The sequence below is a fragment of the Ureibacillus sp. FSL W8-0352 genome (genome assembly GCF_038004345.1).
GTDB classification, from domain to species: domain Bacteria; phylum Bacillota; class Bacilli; order Bacillales_A; family Planococcaceae; genus Ureibacillus; species Ureibacillus thermosphaericus.
This window is the reverse complement of the sequence record NZ_JBBOQT010000001.1, coordinates 975,407-999,482: the sequence shown is the minus strand read 5'-3', so window position 1 is coordinate 999,482 and position 24,076 is coordinate 975,407. Positions and strand designations below refer to the sequence as shown.

Annotated in this window: 22 protein-coding genes and 1 other annotated feature (1 of these 23 only partly in view); of the genes, 19 read left to right on the top strand and 3 right to left on the bottom strand. The window is 36.4% G+C overall.

Going from position 1 to position 24,076, the window contains the following annotated elements; all coding sequences use genetic code 11:
• Window positions 1–177: 177 nt before the first annotated feature.
• From NST98_RS05000 to NST98_RS04980, 5 genes are read left to right on the top strand one after another with little or no spacing between them, the layout of a single operon-like run.
• Window positions 178–699, top strand: coding sequence for a Spo0B domain-containing protein (locus NST98_RS05000; RefSeq protein ID WP_340714589.1), 522 nt, complete (start codon window positions 178–180; stop codon window positions 697–699).
• Between the two features lie 4 nt (window positions 700–703).
• Window positions 704–1,990: a GTPase ObgE gene (gene obgE, locus NST98_RS04995; protein ID WP_340714588.1), complete on the top strand. Its 1,287-nt coding sequence runs from the start codon at window positions 704–706 to the stop codon at window positions 1,988–1,990.
• Between the two features lie 14 nt (window positions 1,991–2,004).
• A complete protein-coding gene (locus NST98_RS04990; protein WP_340433958.1) occupies window positions 2,005–2,460 on the top strand; it encodes an ACT domain-containing protein in 456 nt (151 codons plus the stop codon).
• Between the two features lie 47 nt (window positions 2,461–2,507).
• Window positions 2,508–3,383, top strand: a complete 876-nt coding sequence (gene pheA, locus NST98_RS04985; protein ID WP_016838402.1) for a prephenate dehydratase — start codon at window positions 2,508–2,510, stop codon at window positions 3,381–3,383.
• A 2-nt stretch (window positions 3,384–3,385) separates the two neighbouring features.
• Window positions 3,386–3,775, top strand: a complete 390-nt coding sequence (locus NST98_RS04980; RefSeq protein WP_340714587.1) for a thiol-disulfide oxidoreductase DCC family protein — start codon at window positions 3,386–3,388, stop codon at window positions 3,773–3,775.
• Between the two features lie 63 nt (window positions 3,776–3,838).
• On the opposite strand, the gene NST98_RS04975 is transcribed toward NST98_RS04980, so the two are convergent.
• A complete protein-coding gene (locus tag NST98_RS04975; protein ID WP_340714586.1) occupies window positions 3,839–4,369 on the bottom strand; it encodes a transcription repressor NadR in 531 nt (176 codons plus the stop codon).
• A 141-nt stretch (window positions 4,370–4,510) separates the two neighbouring features.
• Between NST98_RS04975 and safA the strand changes: the two genes are divergently transcribed.
• The 8 genes from safA to NST98_RS04935 all read left to right on the top strand — a co-directional run bounded on the left by safA (window position 4,511) and on the right by NST98_RS04935 (window position 11,926).
• A complete protein-coding gene (gene safA, locus NST98_RS04970) occupies window positions 4,511–5,794 on the top strand; it encodes a LysM peptidoglycan-binding domain-containing protein (RefSeq protein WP_340714585.1) in 1,284 nt (427 codons plus the stop codon).
• On the top strand, window positions 5,795–6,655 hold the full coding sequence (locus NST98_RS04965; RefSeq protein ID WP_340714584.1) for a phosphotransferase: 861 nt from the start codon (window positions 5,795–5,797) through the stop codon (window positions 6,653–6,655).
• A 117-nt stretch (window positions 6,656–6,772) separates the two neighbouring features.
• Window positions 6,773–7,393: a Holliday junction branch migration protein RuvA gene (gene ruvA / locus NST98_RS04960; RefSeq protein WP_340715673.1), complete on the top strand. Its 621-nt coding sequence runs from the start codon at window positions 6,773–6,775 to the stop codon at window positions 7,391–7,393.
• A gap of 15 nt (window positions 7,394–7,408) precedes the next feature.
• Window positions 7,409–8,413 carry a Holliday junction branch migration DNA helicase RuvB gene (ruvB, locus tag NST98_RS04955; protein WP_340705359.1) on the top strand — a complete coding sequence of 335 codons (1,005 nt, stop codon included), beginning with the start codon at window positions 7,409–7,411 and terminating at the stop codon, window positions 8,411–8,413.
• A 13-nt stretch (window positions 8,414–8,426) separates the two neighbouring features.
• Window positions 8,427–9,464, top strand: a complete 1,038-nt coding sequence (gene queA, locus NST98_RS04950; protein WP_340705360.1) for a tRNA preQ1(34) S-adenosylmethionine ribosyltransferase-isomerase QueA — start codon at window positions 8,427–8,429, stop codon at window positions 9,462–9,464.
• A 53-nt stretch (window positions 9,465–9,517) separates the two neighbouring features.
• A complete protein-coding gene (gene tgt / locus NST98_RS04945; protein ID WP_340436531.1) occupies window positions 9,518–10,663 on the top strand; it encodes a tRNA guanosine(34) transglycosylase Tgt in 1,146 nt (381 codons plus the stop codon).
• Between the two features lie 122 nt (window positions 10,664–10,785).
• Entirely contained in the window at window positions 10,786–11,046 is a 261-nt protein-coding gene (gene yajC / locus NST98_RS04940) for a preprotein translocase subunit YajC (RefSeq protein WP_016838393.1), read from the top strand.
• Window positions 11,047–11,275: 229 nt separating this feature from the next.
• Window positions 11,276–11,926 (top strand): DUF421 domain-containing protein, encoded by a 651-nt coding sequence (locus tag NST98_RS04935; protein ID WP_340714583.1) that lies wholly within the window; start codon window positions 11,276–11,278, stop codon window positions 11,924–11,926.
• Here NST98_RS04935 and NST98_RS04930 read toward each other — a convergent pair.
• Window positions 11,897–13,414, bottom strand: coding sequence for a putative polysaccharide biosynthesis protein (locus tag NST98_RS04930; protein ID WP_340714582.1), 1,518 nt, complete (start codon window positions 13,412–13,414; stop codon window positions 11,897–11,899). The two genes, NST98_RS04935 and NST98_RS04930, sit on opposite strands and share 30 nt — an antisense overlap.
• Between NST98_RS04930 and NST98_RS04925 the strand changes: the two genes are divergently transcribed.
• The 6 genes from NST98_RS04925 to dtd all read left to right on the top strand — a co-directional run bounded on the left by NST98_RS04925 (window position 13,371) and on the right by dtd (window position 22,197).
• Window positions 13,371–13,829: a post-transcriptional regulator gene (locus NST98_RS04925; RefSeq protein WP_340714581.1), complete on the top strand. Its 459-nt coding sequence runs from the start codon at window positions 13,371–13,373 to the stop codon at window positions 13,827–13,829. The two genes, NST98_RS04930 and NST98_RS04925, sit on opposite strands and share 44 nt — an antisense overlap.
• Before the next feature lie 238 nt (window positions 13,830–14,067).
• Window positions 14,068–16,335, top strand: a complete 2,268-nt coding sequence (gene secDF / locus NST98_RS04920) for a protein translocase subunit SecDF (RefSeq protein ID WP_340714580.1) — start codon at window positions 14,068–14,070, stop codon at window positions 16,333–16,335.
• 139 nt (window positions 16,336–16,474) lie between these two features.
• The gene (recJ, locus tag NST98_RS04915) at window positions 16,475–18,799 is read left to right on the top strand and encodes a single-stranded-DNA-specific exonuclease RecJ (protein ID WP_340714579.1); all 2,325 of its coding nucleotides are present in this window, start codon (window positions 16,475–16,477) and stop codon (window positions 18,797–18,799) included.
• 13 nt (window positions 18,800–18,812) lie between these two features.
• Window positions 18,813–19,325 carry an adenine phosphoribosyltransferase gene (locus tag NST98_RS04910; RefSeq protein WP_340714578.1) on the top strand — a complete coding sequence of 171 codons (513 nt, stop codon included), beginning with the start codon at window positions 18,813–18,815 and terminating at the stop codon, window positions 19,323–19,325.
• A 213-nt stretch (window positions 19,326–19,538) separates the two neighbouring features.
• Window positions 19,539–21,734: a RelA/SpoT family protein gene (locus tag NST98_RS04905; protein ID WP_340705365.1), complete on the top strand. Its 2,196-nt coding sequence runs from the start codon at window positions 19,539–19,541 to the stop codon at window positions 21,732–21,734.
• Window positions 21,735–21,756: 22 nt separating this feature from the next.
• A complete protein-coding gene (gene dtd / locus NST98_RS04900) occupies window positions 21,757–22,197 on the top strand; it encodes a D-aminoacyl-tRNA deacylase (RefSeq protein WP_096551329.1) in 441 nt (146 codons plus the stop codon).
• A gap of 48 nt (window positions 22,198–22,245) precedes the next feature.
• On the opposite strand, the gene NST98_RS04895 is transcribed toward dtd, so the two are convergent.
• Window positions 22,246–23,781 (bottom strand): SH3 domain-containing protein, encoded by a 1,536-nt coding sequence (locus tag NST98_RS04895; RefSeq protein ID WP_340715672.1) that lies wholly within the window; start codon window positions 23,779–23,781, stop codon window positions 22,246–22,248.
• A 145-nt stretch (window positions 23,782–23,926) separates the two neighbouring features.
• Window positions 23,927–24,076 (top strand) — a binding site (T-box leader); it runs 74 nt beyond the window's last position.

The window sequence follows — 24,076 nt, the reverse complement described above, 5'->3', positions numbered from 1 at the left end:
ACCTCGAATTTCCCCTAAGCCATCCGATTACATATTACCAAATAATGTCACTAAAATTTATTCACCAACACCATTTGACAAAGAACCAAAAAACTCCTTCCAATAGAAGAAATATAAAGAAAAAATTGCTATACTTAAATAGGTATTGCCGAGCATTATTGGATGGGAGTGGGGAAATTGACTAAGCTAACTGTCAATGAAATATTAAGAGCAGCTAATCATGATTTTATTAATCAGTTGCAATTAATTAAAATGAACTTAGATTTAAATCGAATTGATGACGCAAAAAAGATTATAGAAAATTACTGTAATCATTATAAATCATTTTCAATTTTAAATAGATTAAATTGTCCTAAAACCGTTGAATGGATTCAAACTTTTCATTATCGATTTCCCTCTATTGAATTAAAGTTAAAAATAGATGTAACGACTGCTCCAAAGGTGAAAAAAGATGAAGAAACTGTAGAATACTTAGAAAAGACGATTCAACATGTTTATCCTTATTTAGATCCATACAGTGAACAAGAGTTGTTGCTTACGATTGAATCCAAAGAGGAAATCTTACGAATCACCTTTGATTTACATGGAAAATGGAATATTAAACCTTTTAGCTCGGAGAAATATAGTAACAATTTGGACATTACCACTGAAAAAGAATCCATAAATGATTGGAAATATGTTTTAACCTTTAAGGAGTGAAATTATGTTTGTAGATCACGTAAAAATATATGTTAAGGGCGGAGATGGCGGAGATGGAATGGTTGCCTTTCGCCGTGAAAAATATGTACCGTATGGTGGTCCAGCTGGTGGAGACGGCGGAAATGGTGGCAATGTCGTCTTTGAAGTGGATGAAGGATTACGTACATTAATGGATTTCCGCTATAACCGCCATTTTAAAGCACCCCGAGGCGAAAATGGTATGAGCAAAGGGATGCATGGAAAAAATGCAAAAGATTTAATTGTAAAAGTTCCACCTGGAACGGTAGTGATCAATGAAGAAACTGGAAACGTCATTGCGGATTTAGTTGAACATGGACAACGCGCTATTATTGCAAAAGGGGGCAGAGGTGGCCGAGGAAATATGCGCTTTGCCACACCAGCAAATCCTGCACCTGAACTTTCAGAAAAGGGAGAACCTGGGCAAGAATTAAATGTTATATTGGAATTGAAAGTATTAGCAGATGTTGGACTTGTAGGATTCCCTAGCGTTGGGAAATCGACACTGCTTTCCGTTGTTTCCGCAGCAAAGCCAAAAATCGGTGCCTATCATTTTACAACGATTGTTCCAAATCTAGGAGTAGTTGAAACAGATGATGGTCGCAGCTTTGTCATGGCAGATTTACCGGGCTTAATTGAAGGAGCCCATCAAGGTGTGGGGTTAGGGATGCAATTCTTGCGCCATATTGAGCGAACTAGAGTAATTGTGCATGTTATCGATATGTCTGGAATGGAAGGACGCGATCCATTCGAGGATTATGTGACGATAAATGAGGAGTTAAAACAATACAATTTACGCCTTACAGAACGACCTCAAATTGTCGTAGCGAACAAAATGGACATGCCTGGTGCAGAAGAAAATTTAGTTGAATTTAAGAAGAAAATTGGCGACGTCATAAAAGTGTTTCCAATTTCAGCGATTTCGCGAAAAGGGCTTAAACCATTATTACATGAAATTGCAGACCTATTAGAAGTAACTCCTCACTTTGAACTGCATGATATAGTTGAAGAAAGTGATGCAACTGTTTTATATAAACACGAGGCGAAAGAGCAAGAATTTGAAATTACTCGAGATGATGATGGAGCATATGTGCTTAGTGGATATACAATTGAAAGATTATTTAAAATGACTGACTTCAGCCGCGATGAATCAATTCGTCGATTTGCAAGGCAGCTTCGCCATTTAGGTGTGGATGATGCATTAAGAGAACGAGGTGCAAAGGACGGAGATACAGTACGCATTTTAGATTATGAATTTGAATTTGTGGAATAGTAGGGGGGATGGAGATGAAAAATGTTGCTGAACAACGCTATTATTTAGTGCGGGAAGACGTGCTCACCGATGCCATGCAAAAAACATTAGAGGCAAAGCGATTGTTGGAGACGGGAAAGGTCAATTCCATATGGGATGCGGTAAGGCAAGTGGATCTTTCTAGAAGTGCCTTCTATAAATATCGGGATGCTGTCTTTCCCTTTCACTCCATCGTAAAAGAAAGAATTTTAACGATGATTATTCAGTTGCAAGACCAAAAAGGAACATTAGCAAAAGTATTGGAAATTATTACTGAAGCTCATTGCAATATATTAACCATTCATCAAACCATTCCGATTCAAGGTCGTGCCAATGTTACCCTATCACTAGACGTTACAAGTATGATGATGGACTTAAATGAATTAATCAAAAAAATGAATGAGTTAGAATTTGTCGAGGCTGCTGAAGTGATAAGCTCGGGGGCATTATAACTCATTCTTTATAATAAGCCATTTATTGATTGATGGGAGGCTAAATGGTGACAAACAATGAATGGAAGTACCGGATTGCCTATTTAGGACCGGAAGCTTCATTTACGTACTTAGCAACAAATTCACTTTTCCCGAATGAATGGAACATTGCTTATCGAACGATTCCAGAATGCATTGACGCAGTAACAAATGATTTAGTGGATTATGCGGTTGTACCCTTGGAAAATGCTTTAGAAGGCAGTGTACCACTAACAATTGATTATTTATTTCATGAAGCAAATTTATATATCATCGGGGAAATTAAATTAAAAATTCAACAGCATTTAATGGTCAATAAAGCGCAAAAAGATAATTGGGAAAAACTAGAGGGTATTTATTCCCATTCACATGCTTTAGCTCAGTGCCATAAATATTTATTTTATCGTTTTAGCCATGTTCCGTTGCATCAAACTACCTCCACTGCGCAGGCGGCAAAAATGGTCGCTGAGAATCCAGATAAATGTATTGCAGCAATCGGCAATGCGTCTTCTGCTGAAAAGTATGGATTGGAAATTGTGGAACACAATATTCATGACTTCCATTTTAACCATACTCGATTTGTTGTATTATCAAAGCATAATACTCGTTTACCAATCGAAAAATCAGATGGTCAACCGAAAACGACGCTAATGTTGACGTTGCCTCAAGATGTTGTTTCGGGAGCGTTGCATCAAGTGCTTTCGGTTTTTGCCTGGAGAAAATTGAACTTGAGCAAAATTGAATCACGACCACTAAAAACGGGATTAGGAAACTATTTCTTTATTATTGATGTGCTTGCAGATGAAAGTGAACCGATGATGAGAGGAGCCTTTGAGGAGTTACATGCTCTTGGCTGTAAAGTGAAATCACTCGGAACTTATTATACATATAATGCATCGGAGTGATCATGTTGAAGTCAATTATCTTATTTGACGGTGAGTGTAACTTTTGCAGTCGAAGTGTCCATTTTATCATGAAACGAGATTCTCAAAAAAAATTTCAGTTTGCATCTCTACAAAGTGAAGTAGGAAAATTGTTATGTAATCAGTATCAAGTTCCAAAAGATTTAAATAGCATGATTTTAATTGATAATCAACGTTATTATGCGAAATCATCGGCCGTATTGCGCATTTCTCTAGGGCTAGAAGGGTTTTGGAAAGTTTTTTCTATATTGATGATATTTCCACCTATTCTTCGGGATACAGTTTACGATTTTATTGCAAAACATCGTTATATTTTTGGAAAAAAGCAATCTTGTAAAATACCAAATAAAGAAGATATGGAAAGATTCTTATAAACATAGACAGGCTGGTAGAAAGTAATATTGTTTTCTAACCAGCCTTAATTCTTAATAATTGTTCTATTCTTCTATCAAATACCCCTTTTCACGTAGCCTTTTTTCGGCTTCTTCAATTTGTTCTTTTGTCGGCGCTGAAATGACATGTAAATGGGTTCCTTGCGTTAAGACAGAAAGGTAAGTTGCATTTGTTTCCTTCACTTTTTGAAGAAACTTTTCTACGTCAATGCGGGATGATAACATCATCGAAGCCGTAATTTCTCCATACACCGGATGTTCAACAATTACATTTTTTACTGTTACCCCACAATCTACAATCGTCAACAATTCATCTTCTGTTTCTTCAGCATTATGTATACAAACAATTTTCTTTTCAAATAAAGCCGTTGTATCGTCTTGATTTATATATAAATATCCTTGGCTTGTTGCAATAATCGGTTCATTTCGCGCTTTTAATAAATTCATGTCGTTAACAATCACTTGTCGACTAACATTTGCATATTTTGCTAATTGTGTACCTGTAATGGGCTCTTTTGAATTCTTTAGGATATTTAGCAATTCATTTCTCCGTTCTTCACCAAGCATTTTTTTCATACAATCACACCTTCTAATAAAATAATGTGTATACGGATAAGCCTGTTAAACATAGTTTAACACGAGGAGTAGTAAAGGGAATTATTTTTGTGTCTTTTTTGATTCATTGTCATATTATAAAACGAGAAAAGGAGGATGTTTGTGCGAACTCACATTGTTCAAAAAGGAGATACTCTTTGGAAAATTGCCAAGCAATATGGTATCGATTTTGAGGAGTTAAAAAGATTAAATTCACATTTAGCAAATCCAGATTATATTGTGCCTGGTATGGAAATTATTTTACCAGATGATCATTCAACTCAGAAACACTCGTATGGACATAAAGAAATGCCAGATAAAGCAAAAACGATTGAAACACCGCCAAAAGATAAAAAAGTAGAGATTCCACCGAAAGCCAAACCAATCGAAACACCACCGAAAAAACAACCAGTAGAAAAAGAAATGAAATTGCCGGAAATTCCTCCAACACCACCAGTACCACAAATTGTTCCGATGACGATTCAACAAATGCATCCACACGAAAAGACAGAATTCCACTTTGATTTTGCACCACATCTGAATATTCAACGACACATGCAACATCCACAAATAATGCCAATCCCACAACCAGTTATGCCACAGCCGATTTTCATCAAAATTCCACAACCAGAAGGAATGAAAGAAGAAAAGGAAAAAGAGAAGGAAAAAGTAGTAGAGAAAGAATATGTACCGGTTCCTCAAACTCACATTGAATATGTTCCGGTGCCACAACCTATTTTTATTCCATGCATGCCGCAACATCCTTGCAACTGTAAACCGCACAAAGTAGAGCGTTGCGGTTGTAGAGAAGCGCAAGACCATATGCAACATCATGCTCAACCATATTTCACAAACCAACATATGTTGCCGCCATGCCCTGAATATCCAATGCATTATGGAATGGATTATCAACAAATGATGCCATATGGAATGGATTATTCACAAGGTATGCCATACTCCGGTCAACCAGCTCCGGATATGCAATACAGCTTCCCGTACGAAGCAGGAATGTATGACGGAAGTGAAGCAGAAAATCCTATGATGACACAAATGGCAACAGAATATCATACAACTCATAATGATGATACAGATTGGCTCTTTGAATCTACTTCACAAGATGAGCAAAAAGAAGGGGAAAAAACATTGAGTCAGGATTATAGTAGTCAAATGCAAGAAGGACATCAGGACTACAATGTTTCTGAACAAGCAACAATGCCATCATACGACTATTATCAAATGCCACAAGGATATCATCCTATGAATCAAGGGATGTATCCACCGATGTTTCAATCTATGCCACAATCAATGTATCCACAAATGGATCAAGGATTCGACCCAAGTATGCAGCAATATTATCCACCGAGAATAAATCCTTGTGCACCACATTTTAAACCGTGGTCATACTAAATGCAAATTAAAAATAATATTTGGAAGCAACATGCAGGTAACGAAACACTATTCATAAAAAAATATGATCAATTTCATGTATTTGAAAAAGTAGCTCTAATTCATGAAGCATTAGAAAAAATTCAGTTTCCTTATATCATTCCATTAAAAAAATCAGAAGAGCCTTATTTGCTTGTTCAAAGTTGGCAAAAGAATAGTTATAGCGCGGATTTTTCCAAGACAAAACATAGAAAGAAAGCAGTGAAGATACTAAAGGCATTACATGAAACAAATGAACAGATTGAATGGAGCCATTATTCTGTCATTCCAAAACAGAAACTCATTCAAAAATGGAATGCTAGACTTGAACGGTTTTTATTGCAAGAAAATGAGCTGGTAAAATATTTGCGTCATCAATATTACGATATTGTTCTCTATGCGAATAAAGCGTTAAAAAAGATACGTCAAAACCCAGGTTCTTTTCCAACAAAGATGACATTGCTACATGGCGATGTTGTGCACCACAATTTTTTAATGACAAGAGATGGAATGAAATTAATTGATTTTGATTTAGCGGTTGTTGGCGATGCGGCGGAAGAGATGATTTTATGGATGCACCGGGCACTACCAAATGTAGATTATGATATTGAAACATTATTAAATGAAAATAAATATTTAAGGGAAATTTGTCTTTCAAAATTACATTACTTGCAATACCCTAATGAACTGTTAAGAGAATGGCAATATGTCTTGCATCTAGGTGATTATGAGAAAGATGCTTTCTTAGAATATATAATGCCATTTACAGAAAAGGCGTTAAGGCATTGGCCTGAACTGATGGCAACAACTGATAAAATTCAAGAAATGTTTGAAGTAGGATAAAATACGAGATTATGTTAATATAAAATAGAATAGTAAATAGTTGACCGTCATAAAAGACGGTCTTTCTTTTGTTTCAATATTGTGTTTATACCAACACTCCGAATGTGAGGAATGAAAATGTACGATTATATCATTGGACAAGTGACGCGCATTACACCTGAATATGTCGTCTTAGAACAGAGCGGGATTGGATACGCAATCATCACTCCGAATCCGTTTGCTTTTCGTGTGAATGAGGAAAAACAAAGAGTTTTTGTACATATGCATGTAAGAGAAGATGCTCAGCAATTGTATGGTTTTAAAACGTTAGAAGAACGAGAATTATTCAAAAAACTTATACAAGTTTCCGGTATCGGTCCAAAGAGTGCGTTATCAATTCTAGCAAGTGGCAATCCTTCGCATGTTATTACAGCCATTGAAATGGAAGATGAAAAGTATTTAGTAAAATTTCCTGGTGTCGGGAAGAAGACTGCTAGACAAATGATTCTAGATTTAAAAGGGAAACTTGGTTCGCTCCTTGAGCAAGTGGAACTTCCAATTGCTGAAGATGAACTGCCGCTATTTGGTGTGAATCCATATCAACATGAATTAGAAGAAGCAATGTTGGCTCTTCATGCACTCGGATATTCCGGAAAAGAATTAGAGAAAATTAAGCCTTTATTAAGTGAAAAGGAAGATTTACAAACGACGGAAAATTATATGAAATATGCATTAAAACTTTTGTTAACGACAAAGTAACAAGGAGGGCGGCAAGTGAATCGAATCGTTTCAAGTGAAGCAAATGAATTGGATAACCAAATTGAATTATCTTTGAGACCTCAAAGGCTTTCTCAATATATCGGGCAGCATCAAGTGAAAGATAACTTAAAGATCTTTATTGAAGCGGCAAAATTCCGACAAGAATCGTTAGACCATGTGTTGCTATACGGCCCGCCTGGATTGGGAAAAACGACTCTAGCTAATGTGATCGCAAATGAACTGGATGTAAACATTCGGCTTACAAGTGGGCCTGCAATTGAACGACCAGGAGATTTAGCGGCTATTGTTAGTTCACTAGAGCCTGGGGATGTCCTCTTTATAGATGAGATTCATCGCCTTTCCCGAGCAATTGAAGAAGTGCTGTATCCAGCGATGGAAGATTTTTGCCTAGATATCGTCGTTGGGAAAGGGCATGACGCCCGCTCTATCCGATTGGACTTGCCGCCTTTTACATTAGTAGGAGCTACAACAAGGGTAGGTTCTTTATCAGCTCCTTTACGAGATCGTTTTGGTGTATTATTAAGACTTGATTATTATGATGAACATTCATTAATTGAAATTGTAAAAAGAAGTAGTAAACTGTTTGAAGTTGAGATTGATGACAGAGCTGCAGAGGAAATTGCAAGGCGTTCCCGCGGAACTCCTCGTATTGCTAATCGCTTGTTGAAGCGGGTAAGAGACTATGCACAAGTGATAGGGGATGGAACGATAACCCTTGATCTTGCGAAACAAGCTCTTGAATTACTTCAAGTGGATCGATACGGTTTAGATCAAATCGACCATAAATTGCTAAGAAGTATGATTGTACAATTTAATGGTGGACCCGTTGGATTAGATACATTAGCGGCTTCCATCGGAGAAGAACGCATCACGATAGAAGATGTGTACGAGCCATATTTAATGCAAATTGGATTTATTCAACGTACGCCACGAGGACGTGTGGCGACAAAATTAGCTTTTGAACATCTTGGTTATACTTATTACGATGAAACAAAGTAAAAGGAAGTTATGTATGAAAATTGAAGAATTTGATTTCAACTTACCAGAAGAATTGATTGCTCAAACACCACTAAAAGATCGTGCAGCAAGTAGATTGCTGATCGTAAATCCTTTTTCAAAAGAAATTGAACATCATCAATTTCCTCATATTGTAGATGAGCTTAATGCGGGTGATTGTCTTGTATTGAATGATACCCGTGTAATGCCGGCTCGACTTTTTGGCATAAAAGAAGAAACGGGAGCTCATATCGAAGTTTTATTGTTAAAACAATTGGAAAAGAATAGATGGGAGACATTAGTCAAACCTGCAAAGAGGGTAAAAATAGGCACGACAATTTCTTTTGGCGATGGATTGTTGCGTGCGACTTGTACGGACGTTCTTGATCATGGTGGACGAATATTTGAGTTTAGTTACGAGGGCATTTTTTATGAAGTGTTAGAAAAATTAGGTGAAATGCCATTACCACCATATATTCATGAAAAATTGGAAGATCGAGAGCGTTATCAAACAGTTTATGCAAAAGAAATTGGCTCTGCAGCAGCTCCAACAGCAGGACTTCATTTCACTGAAGAAATTCTTGAAAAAATTCGCAATAAAGGGGTTGAAATTGTCTTTATTACCCTTCATGTTGGTCTTGGAACATTCAGACCTGTAAGCAGTGAAACAGTCGAAGAACATGAAATGCATTCAGAATTTTATAGCATAAGTGAAAGTGCTGCTGAAACGATTAATCGAGTGAAAGAACAAGGTGGCAATGTCATAGCAGTCGGTACTACATCTACAAGAACCCTTGAGACTGTCGCTTCCAAATATGATGGCAAAATCAAAGCGGAACAAGGATGGACAGATATATTTATTTATCCAGGCTATGAATTTAAATGTATTGATGGTTTAATTACGAATTTCCATTTACCTAAATCAACTTTAGTAATGCTTGTGAGTGCATTGGCTGGAAAAGAGACGATTTTCCATGCCTATAGTGAAGCGATTAAAGAACGATATCGATTCTTCAGTTTTGGTGATGCGATGTTTATTCGGCCAAAAGCATAACACTCAACAATCGAAGTACTGTTTATACTTTAGATGAAGAGAGGAATTTACAAATGACACAACCTGCAATTCGATATGAACATATAAAAACATGTAAACAATCAGGAGCAAGGCTAGGAATTGTCCATACGCCACACGGTTCCTTTGAAACACCAGCATTCATGCCCGTTGGAACCCAAGCTACGGTGAAAACGATGTCACCTGAAGAGTTAAAAGAGATGGGCGCGGGCATTATTTTATCCAACACGTATCATTTATGGCTCAGACCTGGTAACGAAATCGTAAAAGAAGCAGGCGGCTTGCACCAATTCATGAATTGGGATCGTCCTATATTAACCGATTCAGGTGGATTCCAAGTATTTTCGTTGAGCGACCTTCGAAAAATTGAAGAAGAAGGGGTTTATTTCAGGAACCATTTAAACGGAGATAAGTTATTTTTAAGCCCTGAAAAATCCATTCAAATTCAAAACGATTTAGGGGCGGACATCATCATGGCGTTCGATGAATGTCCACCATATCCAGCAACTTATGAATATATGTTACAGAGCGTGGATCGAACAACACGTTGGGCGAAACGATGCAAAGAAGCGCACCAACGTCCAAAAGAACAAGGGTTATTTGGCATTGTACAAGGTGGAGAATTTGAAGACTTAAGGAAACGATCTGCGGAAGCTCTTGTAGAATTGGATTTCCCTGGATATGCTGTAGGTGGATTATCCGTAGGTGAACCAAAAGATGTGATGTACCGAGTGTTAGAATTTACAACACCGCTACTTCCTGAAAATAAACCACGCTATTTAATGGGGGTAGGTTCTCCGGATGCTTTAATTGAAGGAGCAATACGAGGCATTGATATGTTTGATTGCGTATTGCCAACGAGAATTGCTCGAAATGGAACGCTAATGACTTCCCAAGGCCGTCTAGTTATTAAAAACGCTCAATATGCAAAAGATTTCGGACCACTTGATCCAAACTGTGACTGTTATACATGTAAAAATTACTCAAGAGCTTATATTCGTCATTTAATTCGAACTGGAGAAATTTTTGGATTGAGGCTGACAACGTACCACAATCTTTATTTCTTGTTGAGATTGATGGAACAAGTAAGACAAGCAATTAGAGAAGATCGATTGCTTGATTTCCGCAATGAATTTTTTGAGCAATATGGATTTAATAAACCAAATGCGAAAAACTTTTAAGCAAAGAAGCAAACTTTGAATAATTTAAGAAATTTTTCTTATAAAATAGAAAATAAAATCGATTTTTACCTTCGTTTTATACTATACTTATGAGGTGAGAGAAAGAAAGGGGGATATACTGGATGCAAACATTATATAATTTATTACCAATCATTATCATGTTTGTTGCAATGTGGTTTATTTTAGTTCGTCCGGCTCAAAAACGACAAAAAGCGACACAAGAAATGCAAAATAATTTAAAGCGTGGAGATAAAGTCGTAACAATCGGTGGACTTCACGGTGAAGTAGATGCTTTAGAAGATTCTGCTGTATATCTTCTAGTTGATGGCAAAACTCGCTTAAAATTTGAGCGTCAAGCAATTGGACGAGTTATCAACGATTAATCCATAGACAACGAATAAAAGGGGGCGTCTGAAAAGTCATTTCAAGACGCCCCCTTTGCGACGAGGTTGGTGACATTTTGATGTGACCACCGCAGGAGCAAAGTTTTTAAGAGAGTATTACTAGTAAGGAGTAGGGCTGTTCAGAAAGTGATTGACTTTCTGAACAGCCTTTTTTTTGTATAGTTGACGAACGCTTGGCCAACAATAGGAAAGAAAGGATGTGGGATGGATGGAACTGTATTTACAAATTCTTTTCAGAACGGTCTTTTTATATTTGCTCGTGCTTGTCGTTTTTCGCCTCATGGGTAAAAGGGAAGTAGGCGAACTAAGCATTATGGATTTAGTGGTATTTGTGCTCATTGCTGAATGTGTTGCTTTTGCTTTAGATGATTTAGATAAACCGTTATTTGAAAATGTTTTTCCAATTCTTATTTTGCTCGCCATCCAGTATTTAAATTCGTTGATTGCATTAAAAAGTAAGAAAATCCGTGATTTAATTGATGGAGATCCATCGATAATTGTGGAAGATGGTGTTATTAACCAAGAAGAAATGAGAAAGCAACGATATAATTTAGACGATTTATTTCAACAAATGCGTGAAGAACGCATTCCTTCCGTACAGCAAATTAAATATGCATTTCTTGAACCGTCTGGTAGACTATCGATTTTCTTAAAAGATGATGACCCGCTCATCTTTCCACTGATTGTTGATGGATATATAATAGATCGGCACCTAAAATTCCTTGAAAAAGATAGAGAATGGCTGTTGGAAAACTTAAAAAAGAAGGGCTATGAAAAGCCGGAAGACATTTTTTATTGTTGTTATGAAAATTATGATCTGCATGTTCAATTAAAGTCGACGAATAAGAATGGAACGTAAGAATCGAAAATCGCTCCATTTTAATTGATTTGTTACTAGTAGAAAGATTGTTAAAACAATGATGGTTAATGCACTATTTGTCCAAAAATTAAAGGAAATTTTACTGAAAATATAACTTTGAGTAAAACAAGTAAGAATAAAAATCACATAAGGAATTGCAAAGAATCGGAAACCGGAACTAATCATTTTATGCGCCCGTAGTGTTGCCATATGTAAAAAAGATGTTACTAATACACCAAATCCAATTGCGATAATTGCACCATATTCTTGAATAAATGGTTGAGATGCTAGTACAAACATGACGAATAATTTCCCGATTCCGCCATAAATGGAGTTCATCATGGCAGGTTTTGCTTCATCCATTGCTTGCAAAATGGAGTGTAGAGGGCTTTGGATATAATAAAAATAGAAAATTGGAGCTAAAATTTTCATAAATCCACGGTTCTCCTCTAAGTGAAAGAGCCGCATAGCAAGTTCATCACCGTGCAAAAAGAAATATGTCGCAGCGTAGGCACCAATGATGGATGAAAGGCGTAAACTTATTCCGATGCGATTATTCAGTAACCTTGTATTACTCCTTGCTACAGCATCGCTCACTGCTGGAATTAAAACGATCGCTAAAGCATTAGGAATAAAAGAAGGGAATAATAATAACGGTACATGTACACCAGAAATAATTCCGTACAAAGTCGTTGCTCCTGCAGCTGTCAGTCCTGCAATGGTTAAAGCCTTCAAAAAGACGATTGGTTCCAAAAACCATGTGAATGTGCCAAACAATCTGCTTCCTGCACTTGGAACGGCAATACGCAGTAAAGGCATTGCCGGATATGGTTTTTGTGAGGAGGATTTTTTTAGTTTTTTCTTTTTCATGAAATAATGAATGTATAAATAAATAAACGAAATAAATTCACCAACTGCAGTAATTGCCATTGCATATGCAGCCGTTAATTCAGGGTTGTCCGGCACAACGAAAAATGGCAATGCTAAAGAGATTAAAACGATGCGTACCAGCTGTTCGATTATTTGGGACCAGGCTGTTGCTGAAATGATGGCAATGCCTTGTAAGTATCCTCGAATTAAACCGGAAAATACAATAATTGGTACAGCCCCTAACGCAATATATAGCGTAATTTTTGTTCCTTTATTATGTAATAGCGTTTCTGCCAAATATGGAATAAATAATATAAGAATCGGTGTAAATAAGATAATGGATAAAATTGACCATCTAAATGCTGTTTTCATGACGGAATGAAGTTGTCCAATTTGGCGTTTTGCATATAGTTCTGCAATTACTTTCGCTACAGCAATAGGGATGCCTAGCTGTAATACTGAAACGAAGAAAATATACGCTGGATAGGCAGTCATATAAACTCCAACAGCTTCTTCGCCAGCTACCCTCATAAATTGCATTCTATAAATAAATCCGAATAGTTTTGACAAAAAAATGACAACTGTGAGAAAAATAGTTCCTCTAACAAATGATGCCATCCATACAATCCCTTCTCAATTATTCTATTATTCGTTACAATATTTGTATGCTTTCCTAAAAACAGTTAATACAGAACGATGGAGTGATTTGCCTATGGTCGAACATGAGCGCTTATTTTCAAAAGTTTTACCTGTGCTTAAGAGCAAATTAGAAGAAATGAACTTAAACGGGTATGAAGGTATTACGATTGAAGAAATTTGGAATTATTGTCTTCAAAAAAAGTGGCGAAAGAAAAATTTGGATGAAATTCGAATTCATGAAGCCGTATCAACAATTTTTTCATTAAAAGCTTCAGAAATCGTGAATTATTTGCAAATCCAACAATTCCAAAGCACAAATTGGTTTTCTGAAGTAAATCAAGAAGAATTGAGAGAATTATTAAATCCTACAAATAATAACAAAGAAAATGTATAGATTCGGTTTGACAGGTTGACTTTCGTGTTTCATAATTAGTTTGTTACATAAGAAAAGGAAAGGTATATTTTTGCAATAATTTCGATTGAGCTTATCCACTCCAAGTTTATTCTTCATTTGGTGGAAATATCACGAAAAAATTTTCGGAGTACTAATTCAAGAGATTATTGTAAAGATATGCTTGCACGTGTTTATGTATGTACAAGCTATTGTACATTACATCAAGGAGGATTTATCAATGAATTCAAAAAGCCGGATCGTTTCCTTTGTACTGGCTGTAATCGTACTTTTTGGTGCGATGGGCTTCACAGTAAAAGGAGTATTAAAAGATGTAAAACTTGGACTTGATTTACAAGGCGGATTTGAAGTTTTGTATGAAGTTGAACCCTTAAAAGAAGGGCAAAAAATTACTCAAAGTATCGTAGCAGATACGACGACCGCTTTATCAAAGCGTATCGATGCTTTCGGTGTCAGCGAGCCGAGTATTCAGGTTGAAGGTGAGAATCGGATTCGTGTTCAGCTTGCTGGAATAGACGATCAATCATCTGCTCGGGAAATGTTATCAAGTACGGCGAATTTAACATTTCGTGATGTAAACGATAATTTACTGTTAGACGGTTCTGATTTGAAAGAAGGCGGTGCTGCGGCTTCCTTCGACCAACAAAATCGACCAATCGTTACATTGACGTTAAAAGATGCACAAAAATTTGCAGACATTACTTCGAAAATTTCTCAAATGCCACCAGGTCAGAACTTACTTGTTATTTGGATGGATTTTGTTGAAGGAGAAGACTCATATAAAGAAGAAGCAACAAAGCCTGATCCGAAATTTATTTCAGCAGCGTCTGTAAAAGAAACTTTAAATACAACAGACGTTATGATTTCAGGGAATTTTACTGTTGAGGAAACGAAAAATTTAGCAAGTATGTTAAATGCGGGGGCACTTCCTGTAAAATTAACAGAAATTTATGCAACATCCGTGGGCGCTCAGTTTGGGGAACAAGCTTTAAATAGCACTGTATTCGCTAGTATTGTTGGTGTTCTATTAATTTTCATCTTTATGTTGCTTTACTATCGATTACCTGGTTTTATTTCGATTATCACGTTAACGGTATTTGCCTATTTAGTACTGCTTATTCAAAATTTAATTGGTGCAGTATTAACGTTGCCAGGTATTGCAGCTCTTGTACTTGGAATTGGTATGGCTGTGGACGCGAATATTTTAACAGCAGAGCGTATTCGAGAAGAAATACGTGTTGGTAAATCACCAAAAGAAGCATTCCAAATGGGATCTAAACTATCACTAAGCGCGATTATAGATGCACAATTAACAACATTACTAGCTGCGGTTGTACTTTTCTACTTTGGTACAAGCTCAGTTAAAGGTTTTGCGACAACGTTAATTATTTCCATTTTATTAAGTTTCTTAACATCAGTATGGTTATCACGTGTATTACTTGGATTACTCATTAAGAGTGGCAAATTCGATAATCCATTCTTCTATGGCGTTCGAAAATCAAAAATTCATGACGCTTCAGAAGGTGTAGAAACATTAGATTTAACAACAAACTTCGATCGCATTGATTTCGTTCATAACCGCAAAAAGTTTTATGCTATTTCAATGATTATTTTGTTGATCGGGGTTGTAATGCTTGGTATCTTTAAATTAAACTTAGGCATTGACTTCTCAAGTGGTACGCGAGTTGAAATACTTTCAAATGAGCCGACTACCCAAGAAGAAATGGCCGATTATTTAGAGAAAATCGGATTCCCAGCAGATGAATTAGTCATAAGTGGTGAAAATAAAGATACTGCTGTTGCCACTTATAAAAAAGATTTCACGCAACAAGAAACGTTAGATTTAAAATCAGCAGTGATGGAAGACTACGGTCATGAACCAAATGTAAGTACAGTTTCTCCAACAGTTGGTCGTGAACTCGTTAAAAATGCGATTTACGCTCTAAGTTTTGCCGCTCTTGGTATTGTCATTTATGTGGCATTCCGTTTCGAATGGAGAATGGGTGTAGGTGCAATTGTTTCACTATTACACGATGTATTCTTCATGGTGGCAATTTTCAGCGTATTGCGCTTAGAAGTGGACATAACTTTCATTGCAGCAATTTTAACCATTGTCGGTTATTCCATAAACGATACGATTGTTACCTTCGACCGTATTCGTGAAAATATCGACCATAAAGGCGAAATCAAATCGAAAGAAGAACTTGCCGAAATCATCAATAAATCCCTCCGTCAAACGATGGGACGTTCTGTAAATACAGTATTGACGGTAATCATAGTTGTTGTTGCACTCTTAATTTTTGGTGCGCCAGCAATTCGAAATTTCTCAATCGCTTTACTCATTGGATTAGTAACGGGAATGTATTCCTCCATTTGTATTGCAGCACAACTATGGTATACACTAAAAGTGCGCGAAATGAGCAAAAAAGGTACGACAGTGAAGAAAAAAGAGAAGAAGCAATGGGGTTCAGACGAGCCAGTAGTTTAATAATCTATTTCAGATACTCTCTAGTTTAGGGAGTATCTTTTATTTATTATTGGAAGATAAACTTTACTAGATTAATATAAGTTTTTTATCCAATACTTATGAAATTTAGGTATAATGGACTTCGTGAGGATGTGAGGTAATGATACAATCATCAAAAAAATGGAAGATCCAAATTCCCGATGAAATGTTTGTTCAACAATTACAAAACAATTTACATATTTCTAGTTTGACTGCAAAAATATTAGCATCAAGAGTGAAGACACTAGATGAAGCTAGAAATATTATACATATGAAAGATGACCAACTACATAATCCTTATTTGTTAACGGGGATGAAAGAAGCGGTAGAACGAATTGAATTAGCATTACATCGAGGGGAAAAGATATTAATCTATGGAGATTATGATGCAGATGGTATTACGAGTACGTCCGTCATATTGCATACATTGCTTGATTTAGGAGCAGATGTAGATTTTGAGATTCCGAATCGCTTCACACATGGATATGGGCCAAACGAAGAATTGTTCAGATTGGCACATGAGAAAGGAATCCAACTGATTATTACTGTCGATAATGGAATTAGCGGCATCGAACCGATACGCATAGCAAAAGAGCTTGGTATGGATGTGATTGTTACAGATCACCATGAACCGGGAGAAGAGCTGCCGCCTGCAGACGTCATTATTCATCCGAGGGTACCAGAAGGGAAATATCCTTTTGGTGAATTGGCAGGGGTAGGCGTAGCTTTTAAGCTTGCCCACGCATTATATGGAGAGGTGCCTGAGCATTTGTTTGAACACGTTGCACTTGGCACAATCGCAGATCTTGTCCCCTTAACTGGAGAGAATCGATACATTGTTCGTAAAGGGTTAGAGAAATTGCGAAAGTCAAATCACCCATGGGTTCAAGCTTTATGTGAAGCATCAGGAGTAAAGCAGCATGAAATCGATGAAGAAATTATCGGTTTTTATTTTGGTCCTCGATTAAATGCTATAGGACGCCTAGGTGATGCAAAACCCGGTGTAGAGTTTTTAATGAGTGAAGATTTAGCAAGTGCCACAATGGGAGCTAAATTGCTAAATGAAAAAAATAATGAGAGAAAAGAGTATGTCAATTCGATTACTGAAGAAGCAATAGAAATGATTGAAAATAATTCGGATATTAGCAATTCTTTAGTGCTTGTCGTGGCAAAAGAAGGATGGAATCCGGGGGTAATTGGAATTGTTGCTTCCCGTTTAGTAGAGAAATATTATAAACCGACAATCGTGTTATCGATCGATTCAGAATTGGGATTAGCAAAAGGTTCAGGACGCAGCATCGAAGGATTTCATTTATACAATGAACTAGCAAAAAATCGGGATATTCTTCCGCATTTTGGCGGACATCCAATGGCTGCAGGTATGACGCTTTCAGCTGAACATATCGATGAATTGAGAGTACGACTTCATCAACAAGCATCAACATGTTTATCCGATGAAATGTTAACGCCGACATTATACATTGATGTTCCTATCGATTTAAGTGAAGTAACGGTTGAAGCAATTGAAGAATTACAGAAGTTGAAACCATTTGGTGTTGGATTTGAAAAGCCGATTTTTGCTATACAACAAGTTTCGATTCGTTCAATGCGCAAAATCGGTGCAAATGAGAACCATATAAAAATGGAATTGGAAGATGCATATGGAATTCTTGATGCAGTTGGTTTTAACAAAGGTTATTTATTCAATGAAATTTCCTATGGCGTGAAATTATCCATTGTTGGTGATTTGCAAATCAATGAATGGCAAGGTAGAAAAAAACCGCAATTTTTACTTTCGGATGTTCAGATACTTGAGTGGCAGTTATTTGATTATCGGGGAAAAGTAAATGCCAATCATTGGGTGGGAAGCATTCCTATTGAAGAATCATCCTTTATTGCTTTTCGTGAGGAAACAATTCAATATTTTCAAGCAGTCATACCATCCATTCAATTAGTTGAAGATGAAATTGACAATTCTCTTTCATCGTATATTGTATTATTGGATTTACCAAAACGTATTCATACAATGGAAAAGCTAATTGAAATTGCAAAACCGCAACGTATTTATGCGGTATTTTACACACCGAATTCCCAATATTTTAATGGCATGCCAACACGAAAGCATTTTGCTCAATACTATACATTTCTAAAAAATCGCCCATTCTTTAACTTAAACGAACATATTCATCAACTATCCAAACATTTTGGTTTAAATGTGGATACAATAAAGTTTATGACAAAGGTGTTTTTTGAGCTCGGTTTTGTTACAATAGAAAATGGTTTGCTTTCCGTCAATGAATTTGCAAGTAAACGTTCTTTAACTGAAGCTACCACATATCAATTGCGACAACAGCAAATCGAATTGGAACAAAAATTTTTATACTCAACTTATTCAGAGTTAAAACAATGGTTTGATAATCGAATGAAGGAATTATCTTATTCCTAAGGAGGAAAATGGAATGGATTTAAGGGAACATATTGCAATTGTACAAAACTTTCCAAAAGAAGGAATTAGTTTTAAAGATATTACGCCGTTAATGGATAACGGTGAAGCATTTAAATATGCGGTTGATCAAATTGTTGAATTTGCAAAAGAAGTGGGAGCAGATATTATCGTTGGGCCAGAAGCACGTGGATTTATTATCGGATGTCCTGTTGCGTATGCATTAGGTATTGGATTCGCTCCGGTGCGTAAACCAGGAAAATTGCCGAGAGAAGTAGTTAGTGTTGAATATGCATTAGAATATGGTACGAATGTACTTGCTATGCATAAAGATGCAATTTCCCCAGGACAAAAAGTGTTAATTATTGACGACTTACTAGCAACAGGTGGTACGGTGGATGCTACAATTCAATTAGTTGAAAAACTTGGTGGTACCGTTGTTGGTTGTGCATTCATTATTGAACTAACAGAATTAAATGGCCGCGAAAAAATTGGAAATTACCCGATCAAAACATTGCTTCAATATTGATTTCCCAAAAAGAATTCGCACTTTGAATAACTGTGCGGATTCTTTTACTTTAATAAGCAAAAATTTTTTTTTAAAAATATTTTTCATCTGACAATGGTATATTATTTTGTTAGATAAACGCAATATGATAAGACTTGGCTTTACATTTTATTTATACTTTTTTACAATTAGTTTTATATATAAAACAGAAAAATTTTTGAAGGTGGACAAATCATGGCGAAGGAGCAAATTTTGACGCCCGAAGATGTATTTTCGAAAGTAAAAACTTATATGAATGATGAGCACGTCGAATTTGTGAAAAAAGCTTATGAAGTGGCAAAAGAAGCACATAAAGAACAAACCCGAAAGTCAGGGGAACCATATATTATTCACCCAATTCAAGTTGCTGGAATTTTAGCGGACCTTCAAATGGATCCACAAACAGTAGCTGCAGGATTTCTTCACGATGTAGTGGAAGATACCTCTGTTACTCGGGAAGATTTAGTAGCCGAGTTTGGTGAAGAAGTAGCTTTGCTTGTAGACGGTGTTACAAAACTAGGAAAAATTAAGTATTTATCGAAGGAAGAGCAACAAGCGGAAAATCATCGAAAAATGTTTGTTGCGATGGCACAGGACATTCGTGTGATTTTAATTAAACTTGCCGACCGCCTTCACAATATGCGTACGTTAAAACACTTATCTACAGAAAAGCAACGTCGAATTGCGAAAGAAACGTTAGAAATTTTCGCTCCCCTTGCCCATCGCCTAGGAATTTCTAAGGTGAAATGGGAATTGGAAGATACGGCTCTTCGCTACTTAAATCCTCAACAATACTATCGAATTGTAAGTTTAATGAAAAGAAAGCGTACGGAACGGGAAGCGTATTTAGAAAATGTAATGGGCGAAATTCGCTCTCAATTAAATCAAGTTGAAATTGATGCAGAAATCTATGGTCGTCCAAAGCATATATATAGTATTTATCGGAAAATGGTTTTACAAAATAAACAGTTTAATGAGATTTATGATTTATTGGCTGTACGCATCATTGTAGATAGCATCAAAGATTGTTATGCGGTACTAGGAATCGTACATACACTTTGGAAACCAATGCCTGGTCGCTTTAAAGATTATATCGCTATGCCGAAACAAAACTTGTATCAATCCCTTCATACAACAGTCATCGGCCCTTATGGCGACCCATTGGAAGTGCAAATTCGTACGAAGGAAATGCACAAAATTGCAGAATACGGGATTGCTGCACACTGGGCATATAAAGAAGGCAAATCACTGAATCCAAGTAAGGAAAGCATCGATCAAAAATTAACTTGGTTCCGCGAAATTTTAGAATTCCAAAACGAATCTTCCAACGCAGAAGAGTTTATGGAATCGCTGAAGCTAGATTTATTCTCCGATATGGTTTATGTGTTTACACCAAACGGAGACGTTATTGAATTACCTGCAGGAAGTGTTCCAATTGATTTTGCTTATCGAGTGCACACTGAGGTCGGAAATCGAACAATTGGTGCCAAAGTGAATGGGAAAATGGTACCGCTTGATACACCACTAAAAACAGGGGATATTGTTGAAATTTTAACTTCTAAACAATCTTTTGGGCCAAGTAGAGACTGGTTAAAAATTGCTCAAAGTTCTCAAGCGAGAAATAAAATTAAACAATTCTTCAAAAAGCACTTGCGTGAAGAAAATGTTCTCAAAGGAAAAGATTTAATTGAAAAAGAAATTAAAGCACAAGAATTTGATGTAAAAGAAGTGCTTTCAGAAGAAAATATTCAACGGGTTTTGAACAAATTAAATTTCACAAATGAAGAAGATTTATATGCAGCAGTAGGTGTAGGAGGAATTACACCTCAACAAGTGGTGAACCGCCTCGCTGAGAAAAAGCGGAGAGAGAGAGAGCAAGAAGAAGCTCTTGAAAAAATTCAAAAAGAAATGCAAAACCCGAAACAAAAGAAACAGAATGGTGAATTAGGTGTTATTGTAAAAGGCATCGATAATTTGTTAATTCGACTTTCTCGTTGCTGTACGCCAGTTCCTGGAGATGAGATTGTTGGATTTATTACAAAGGGTAGAGGTGTATCTGTTCATCGTATAGACTGTCCTAATGTTCAAACAGGTGGAGAAGATCGCCTAATTGAAGTGGAATGGGAGCATAGTGAAGCACAAGGGAAGAAAGAATATCCTGTTGATATCGAAATATCTGCATTTGATCGCCCAGGAATATTAAACGATGTTATGCATGCGGTTACAGAGACGAAAGTGAATATTTTAGCTGTTTCTGGTCGTGCTGCTCATGATAAAATTGCAACGCTTCATTTAACAATAGCTATTACAAATATTTCTGTATTACACAAAGTTGTAGAGAAAATTAAACAAATGCCAGATATTTATTCCGTACAGCGGGTTATTAATTAGTTGGTTTGAGGTGTGTTTGTCGATGAGAGTGGTCTTGCAACGTAGTAAAGAAGCAAAAGTAACAGTTAATGGAAAAGTAACGGGAAAAATTGACAAAGGATATGTTTTATTAGTTGGTATAACGCATACAGACACGATAGAAGATGTGAGATATTTAGCAAAAAAAGTAGCAGAGATTCGCCTCTTTGAAGATGAAGAGGGAAAAATGAATCACTCAATTAAAGAGCATGGCGGAGATATTTTATCTGTTTCTCAATTTACGTTATATGCAGATACGAAGAAAGGGAGAAGACCAAGCTTTGTAGAAGCAGCTCGACCTGAGCAAGCAGAGCCTTTATGGAATGCCTTTAATGATGCCTTACGTGAACAAGGTTTAAAAGTTGAAACAGGCATTTTTGGAGCCATGATGGATGTATCCCTTGTGAATGATGGTCCAGTTACAATTATTTTGGAATCGAAATAAAATAAATTGGCTTTCTAGAAAGATTGAACTTTCTAGAAAGCCAATTTTTTATTTTAGCTGTGCATCAAAATATTGGAGTACCCCTTCATAAATGCCCATTGTTGCTTGTTCACGGAAAAGGTCAGTATTAATCAGTTTTTCCTCACTTGGATTACTTAAATAACCTAATTCTACTAATATCGCATTTTGTTTATTTTCTCGTAATACTAAATAGTTCCCTTGTTGCACGCCACGATCCCGCAATTTGATCTGATCTGATAATCCATCATGAACAAATTGTGCAAGAGACTCTTGATAAGAGTGGAAATAATATGTTGTAAAACCTGAGATTGTCCGATCTTCAGTTGCGTCATAGTGGATGCTTATAAACGCATCCGCGGCAAGTTGGTGGGCGAGTGATACACGCTTATGTAGACCCACATACACATCAGATTCCCTTGTTAAGTAAACTTCTGCTCCTGCTTGCTGCAATTTAGTTTTTAACAGTTCTGCCGTTTTTAATGTAATTTCTTTTTCAATTGTGTTCCTTAGACCAGCAGTTCCCTGGTCATTTCCTCCATGACCGGGGTCAAGCACAATGGTTACGCCATTAAGAGTGCCTTTCTTTCGATTATCTTTCTTATCTTGTTTTACGGATTGTTCGTTTGTCGAAACTACCCAACTTGCTACATAACCTGTTGCATCTTCAGAAAGTTGAATTTTATACCAATCATGTTCCTTATTAATGATATTAAATTGTTCTCCAGCTTGAACGTTCATGATTACGTCCGATGAAGTTGTGGGTTCTTTTCGAATATTTGTCCCATTGTAGATAATTGTAATGGTTTGTTCTTCTTTTTCTTCCTCTATCGAAGAATTGTCGAATGTGCCGTAAAAGCTATAAATCCAACCTTTCTTTCCATTAAAATCGATTTGAATCCAATGGTGGTCTCGAGCTAGAATTGCGAATTGTTCTCCTTTTTTCGCAATGCCCAATTTTTTCGATTTTAAGTTTGGTTTTTGTCTTACGATTACAGCATCGACAATGATTGTAAAATGATTTGATTCCTTTATTTCAGCCGATTCGGTTTTTTCACTCACCGTGTTATTTAATTCATCGATAGTACCTTCATTCATCGTGATAAATTCGGATGAAACCCATCCCGTCAATTGTTGATGCTGGATTTGAACCCACTCATTCCTTTCATTTAATACCACCACTTGCTCTCCAGTATGTAACTGACCTAGTACAGGAGCAGAAAGTGACGGCTCCAAACGAATATTTAATTGATTAACTTGGGCGATAGCATATTTTTCGACGTTATTTATTTGTTCTGATTGAGTTAGCCAGGATGCGACCCATCCTTTTTTCTCATTAACCTCTACATATAGCCAATCCCCTTGACGATCCAATACCTTCAATCTTTTGTTTTTTTCAAGGGTATCGATAATATCGAACGACAAACCAGGACCTTCTCTCAAATGCAATTTTTCCGCAAAAACAATGCGAGATTCTTCATTGTTGGCTAATACGAAGCCTGAAAAATATGTAGTTATACAAGAAATGAGTATTACTATACAAAGAATAAGTATATTGCGCTTCATAAACATCCAACTTTCAAATAACAAATAATGTGAAAATCTCTTTATTTATTGTAAAATGTTATCCATGTATAAATCTATACTTTTTTGAAAATAGTTGACAACTTTTCGTTGCACAATTATGATTAAAATTAATGTGAAAATGTGTCGATAGCCTTTGAACAAGAGAGTAGCATTTACTGTATGTTCAGAGAGGGAAAGACTTGGCTGCAATCTTTCCTACAGAAGGTATTTGCGAAGAACACTTGGGAGGCTTTTTCCTGAAATTTAAGTAGGGAAAAACGGAAACGGCCGTTAT

Bases quoted from the DNA above. Each gene is read 5' to 3' on its own strand.
- obgE (WP_340714588.1), top strand. From the start codon at position 704: ATGTTTGTAGATCACGTAAAAATATATGTTAAGGGCGGAGATGGCGGA.
- NST98_RS04990 (WP_340433958.1), top strand. From the start codon at position 2,005: ATGAAAAATGTTGCTGAACAACGCTATTATTTAGTGCGGGAAGACGTG.
- NST98_RS04980 (WP_340714587.1), top strand. From the start codon at position 3,386: ATGTTGAAGTCAATTATCTTATTTGACGGTGAGTGTAACTTTTGCAGT.
- NST98_RS04975 (WP_340714586.1), bottom strand. From the start codon at position 4,369: ATGAAAAAAATGCTTGGTGAAGAACGGAGAAATGAATTGCTAAATATC.
- NST98_RS04965 (WP_340714584.1), top strand. From the start codon at position 5,795: ATGCAAATTAAAAATAATATTTGGAAGCAACATGCAGGTAACGAAACA.
- ruvA (WP_340715673.1), top strand. From the start codon at position 6,773: ATGTACGATTATATCATTGGACAAGTGACGCGCATTACACCTGAATAT.
- queA (WP_340705360.1), top strand. From the start codon at position 8,427: ATGAAAATTGAAGAATTTGATTTCAACTTACCAGAAGAATTGATTGCT.
- tgt (WP_340436531.1), top strand. From the start codon at position 9,518: ATGACACAACCTGCAATTCGATATGAACATATAAAAACATGTAAACAA.
- yajC (WP_016838393.1), top strand. From the start codon at position 10,786: ATGCAAACATTATATAATTTATTACCAATCATTATCATGTTTGTTGCA.
- NST98_RS04935 (WP_340714583.1), top strand. From the start codon at position 11,276: ATGGAACTGTATTTACAAATTCTTTTCAGAACGGTCTTTTTATATTTG.
- NST98_RS04925 (WP_340714581.1), top strand. From the start codon at position 13,371: ATGACAACTGTGAGAAAAATAGTTCCTCTAACAAATGATGCCATCCAT.
- NST98_RS04930 (WP_340714582.1), bottom strand. From the start codon at position 13,414: ATGGCATCATTTGTTAGAGGAACTATTTTTCTCACAGTTGTCATTTTT.
- secDF (WP_340714580.1), top strand. From the start codon at position 14,068: ATGAATTCAAAAAGCCGGATCGTTTCCTTTGTACTGGCTGTAATCGTA.
- recJ (WP_340714579.1), top strand. From the start codon at position 16,475: ATGATACAATCATCAAAAAAATGGAAGATCCAAATTCCCGATGAAATG.
- NST98_RS04910 (WP_340714578.1), top strand. From the start codon at position 18,813: ATGGATTTAAGGGAACATATTGCAATTGTACAAAACTTTCCAAAAGAA.
- NST98_RS04905 (WP_340705365.1), top strand. From the start codon at position 19,539: ATGGCGAAGGAGCAAATTTTGACGCCCGAAGATGTATTTTCGAAAGTA.
- dtd (WP_096551329.1), top strand. From the start codon at position 21,757: ATGAGAGTGGTCTTGCAACGTAGTAAAGAAGCAAAAGTAACAGTTAAT.
- NST98_RS04895 (WP_340715672.1), bottom strand. From the start codon at position 23,781: ATGAAGCGCAATATACTTATTCTTTGTATAGTAATACTCATTTCTTGT.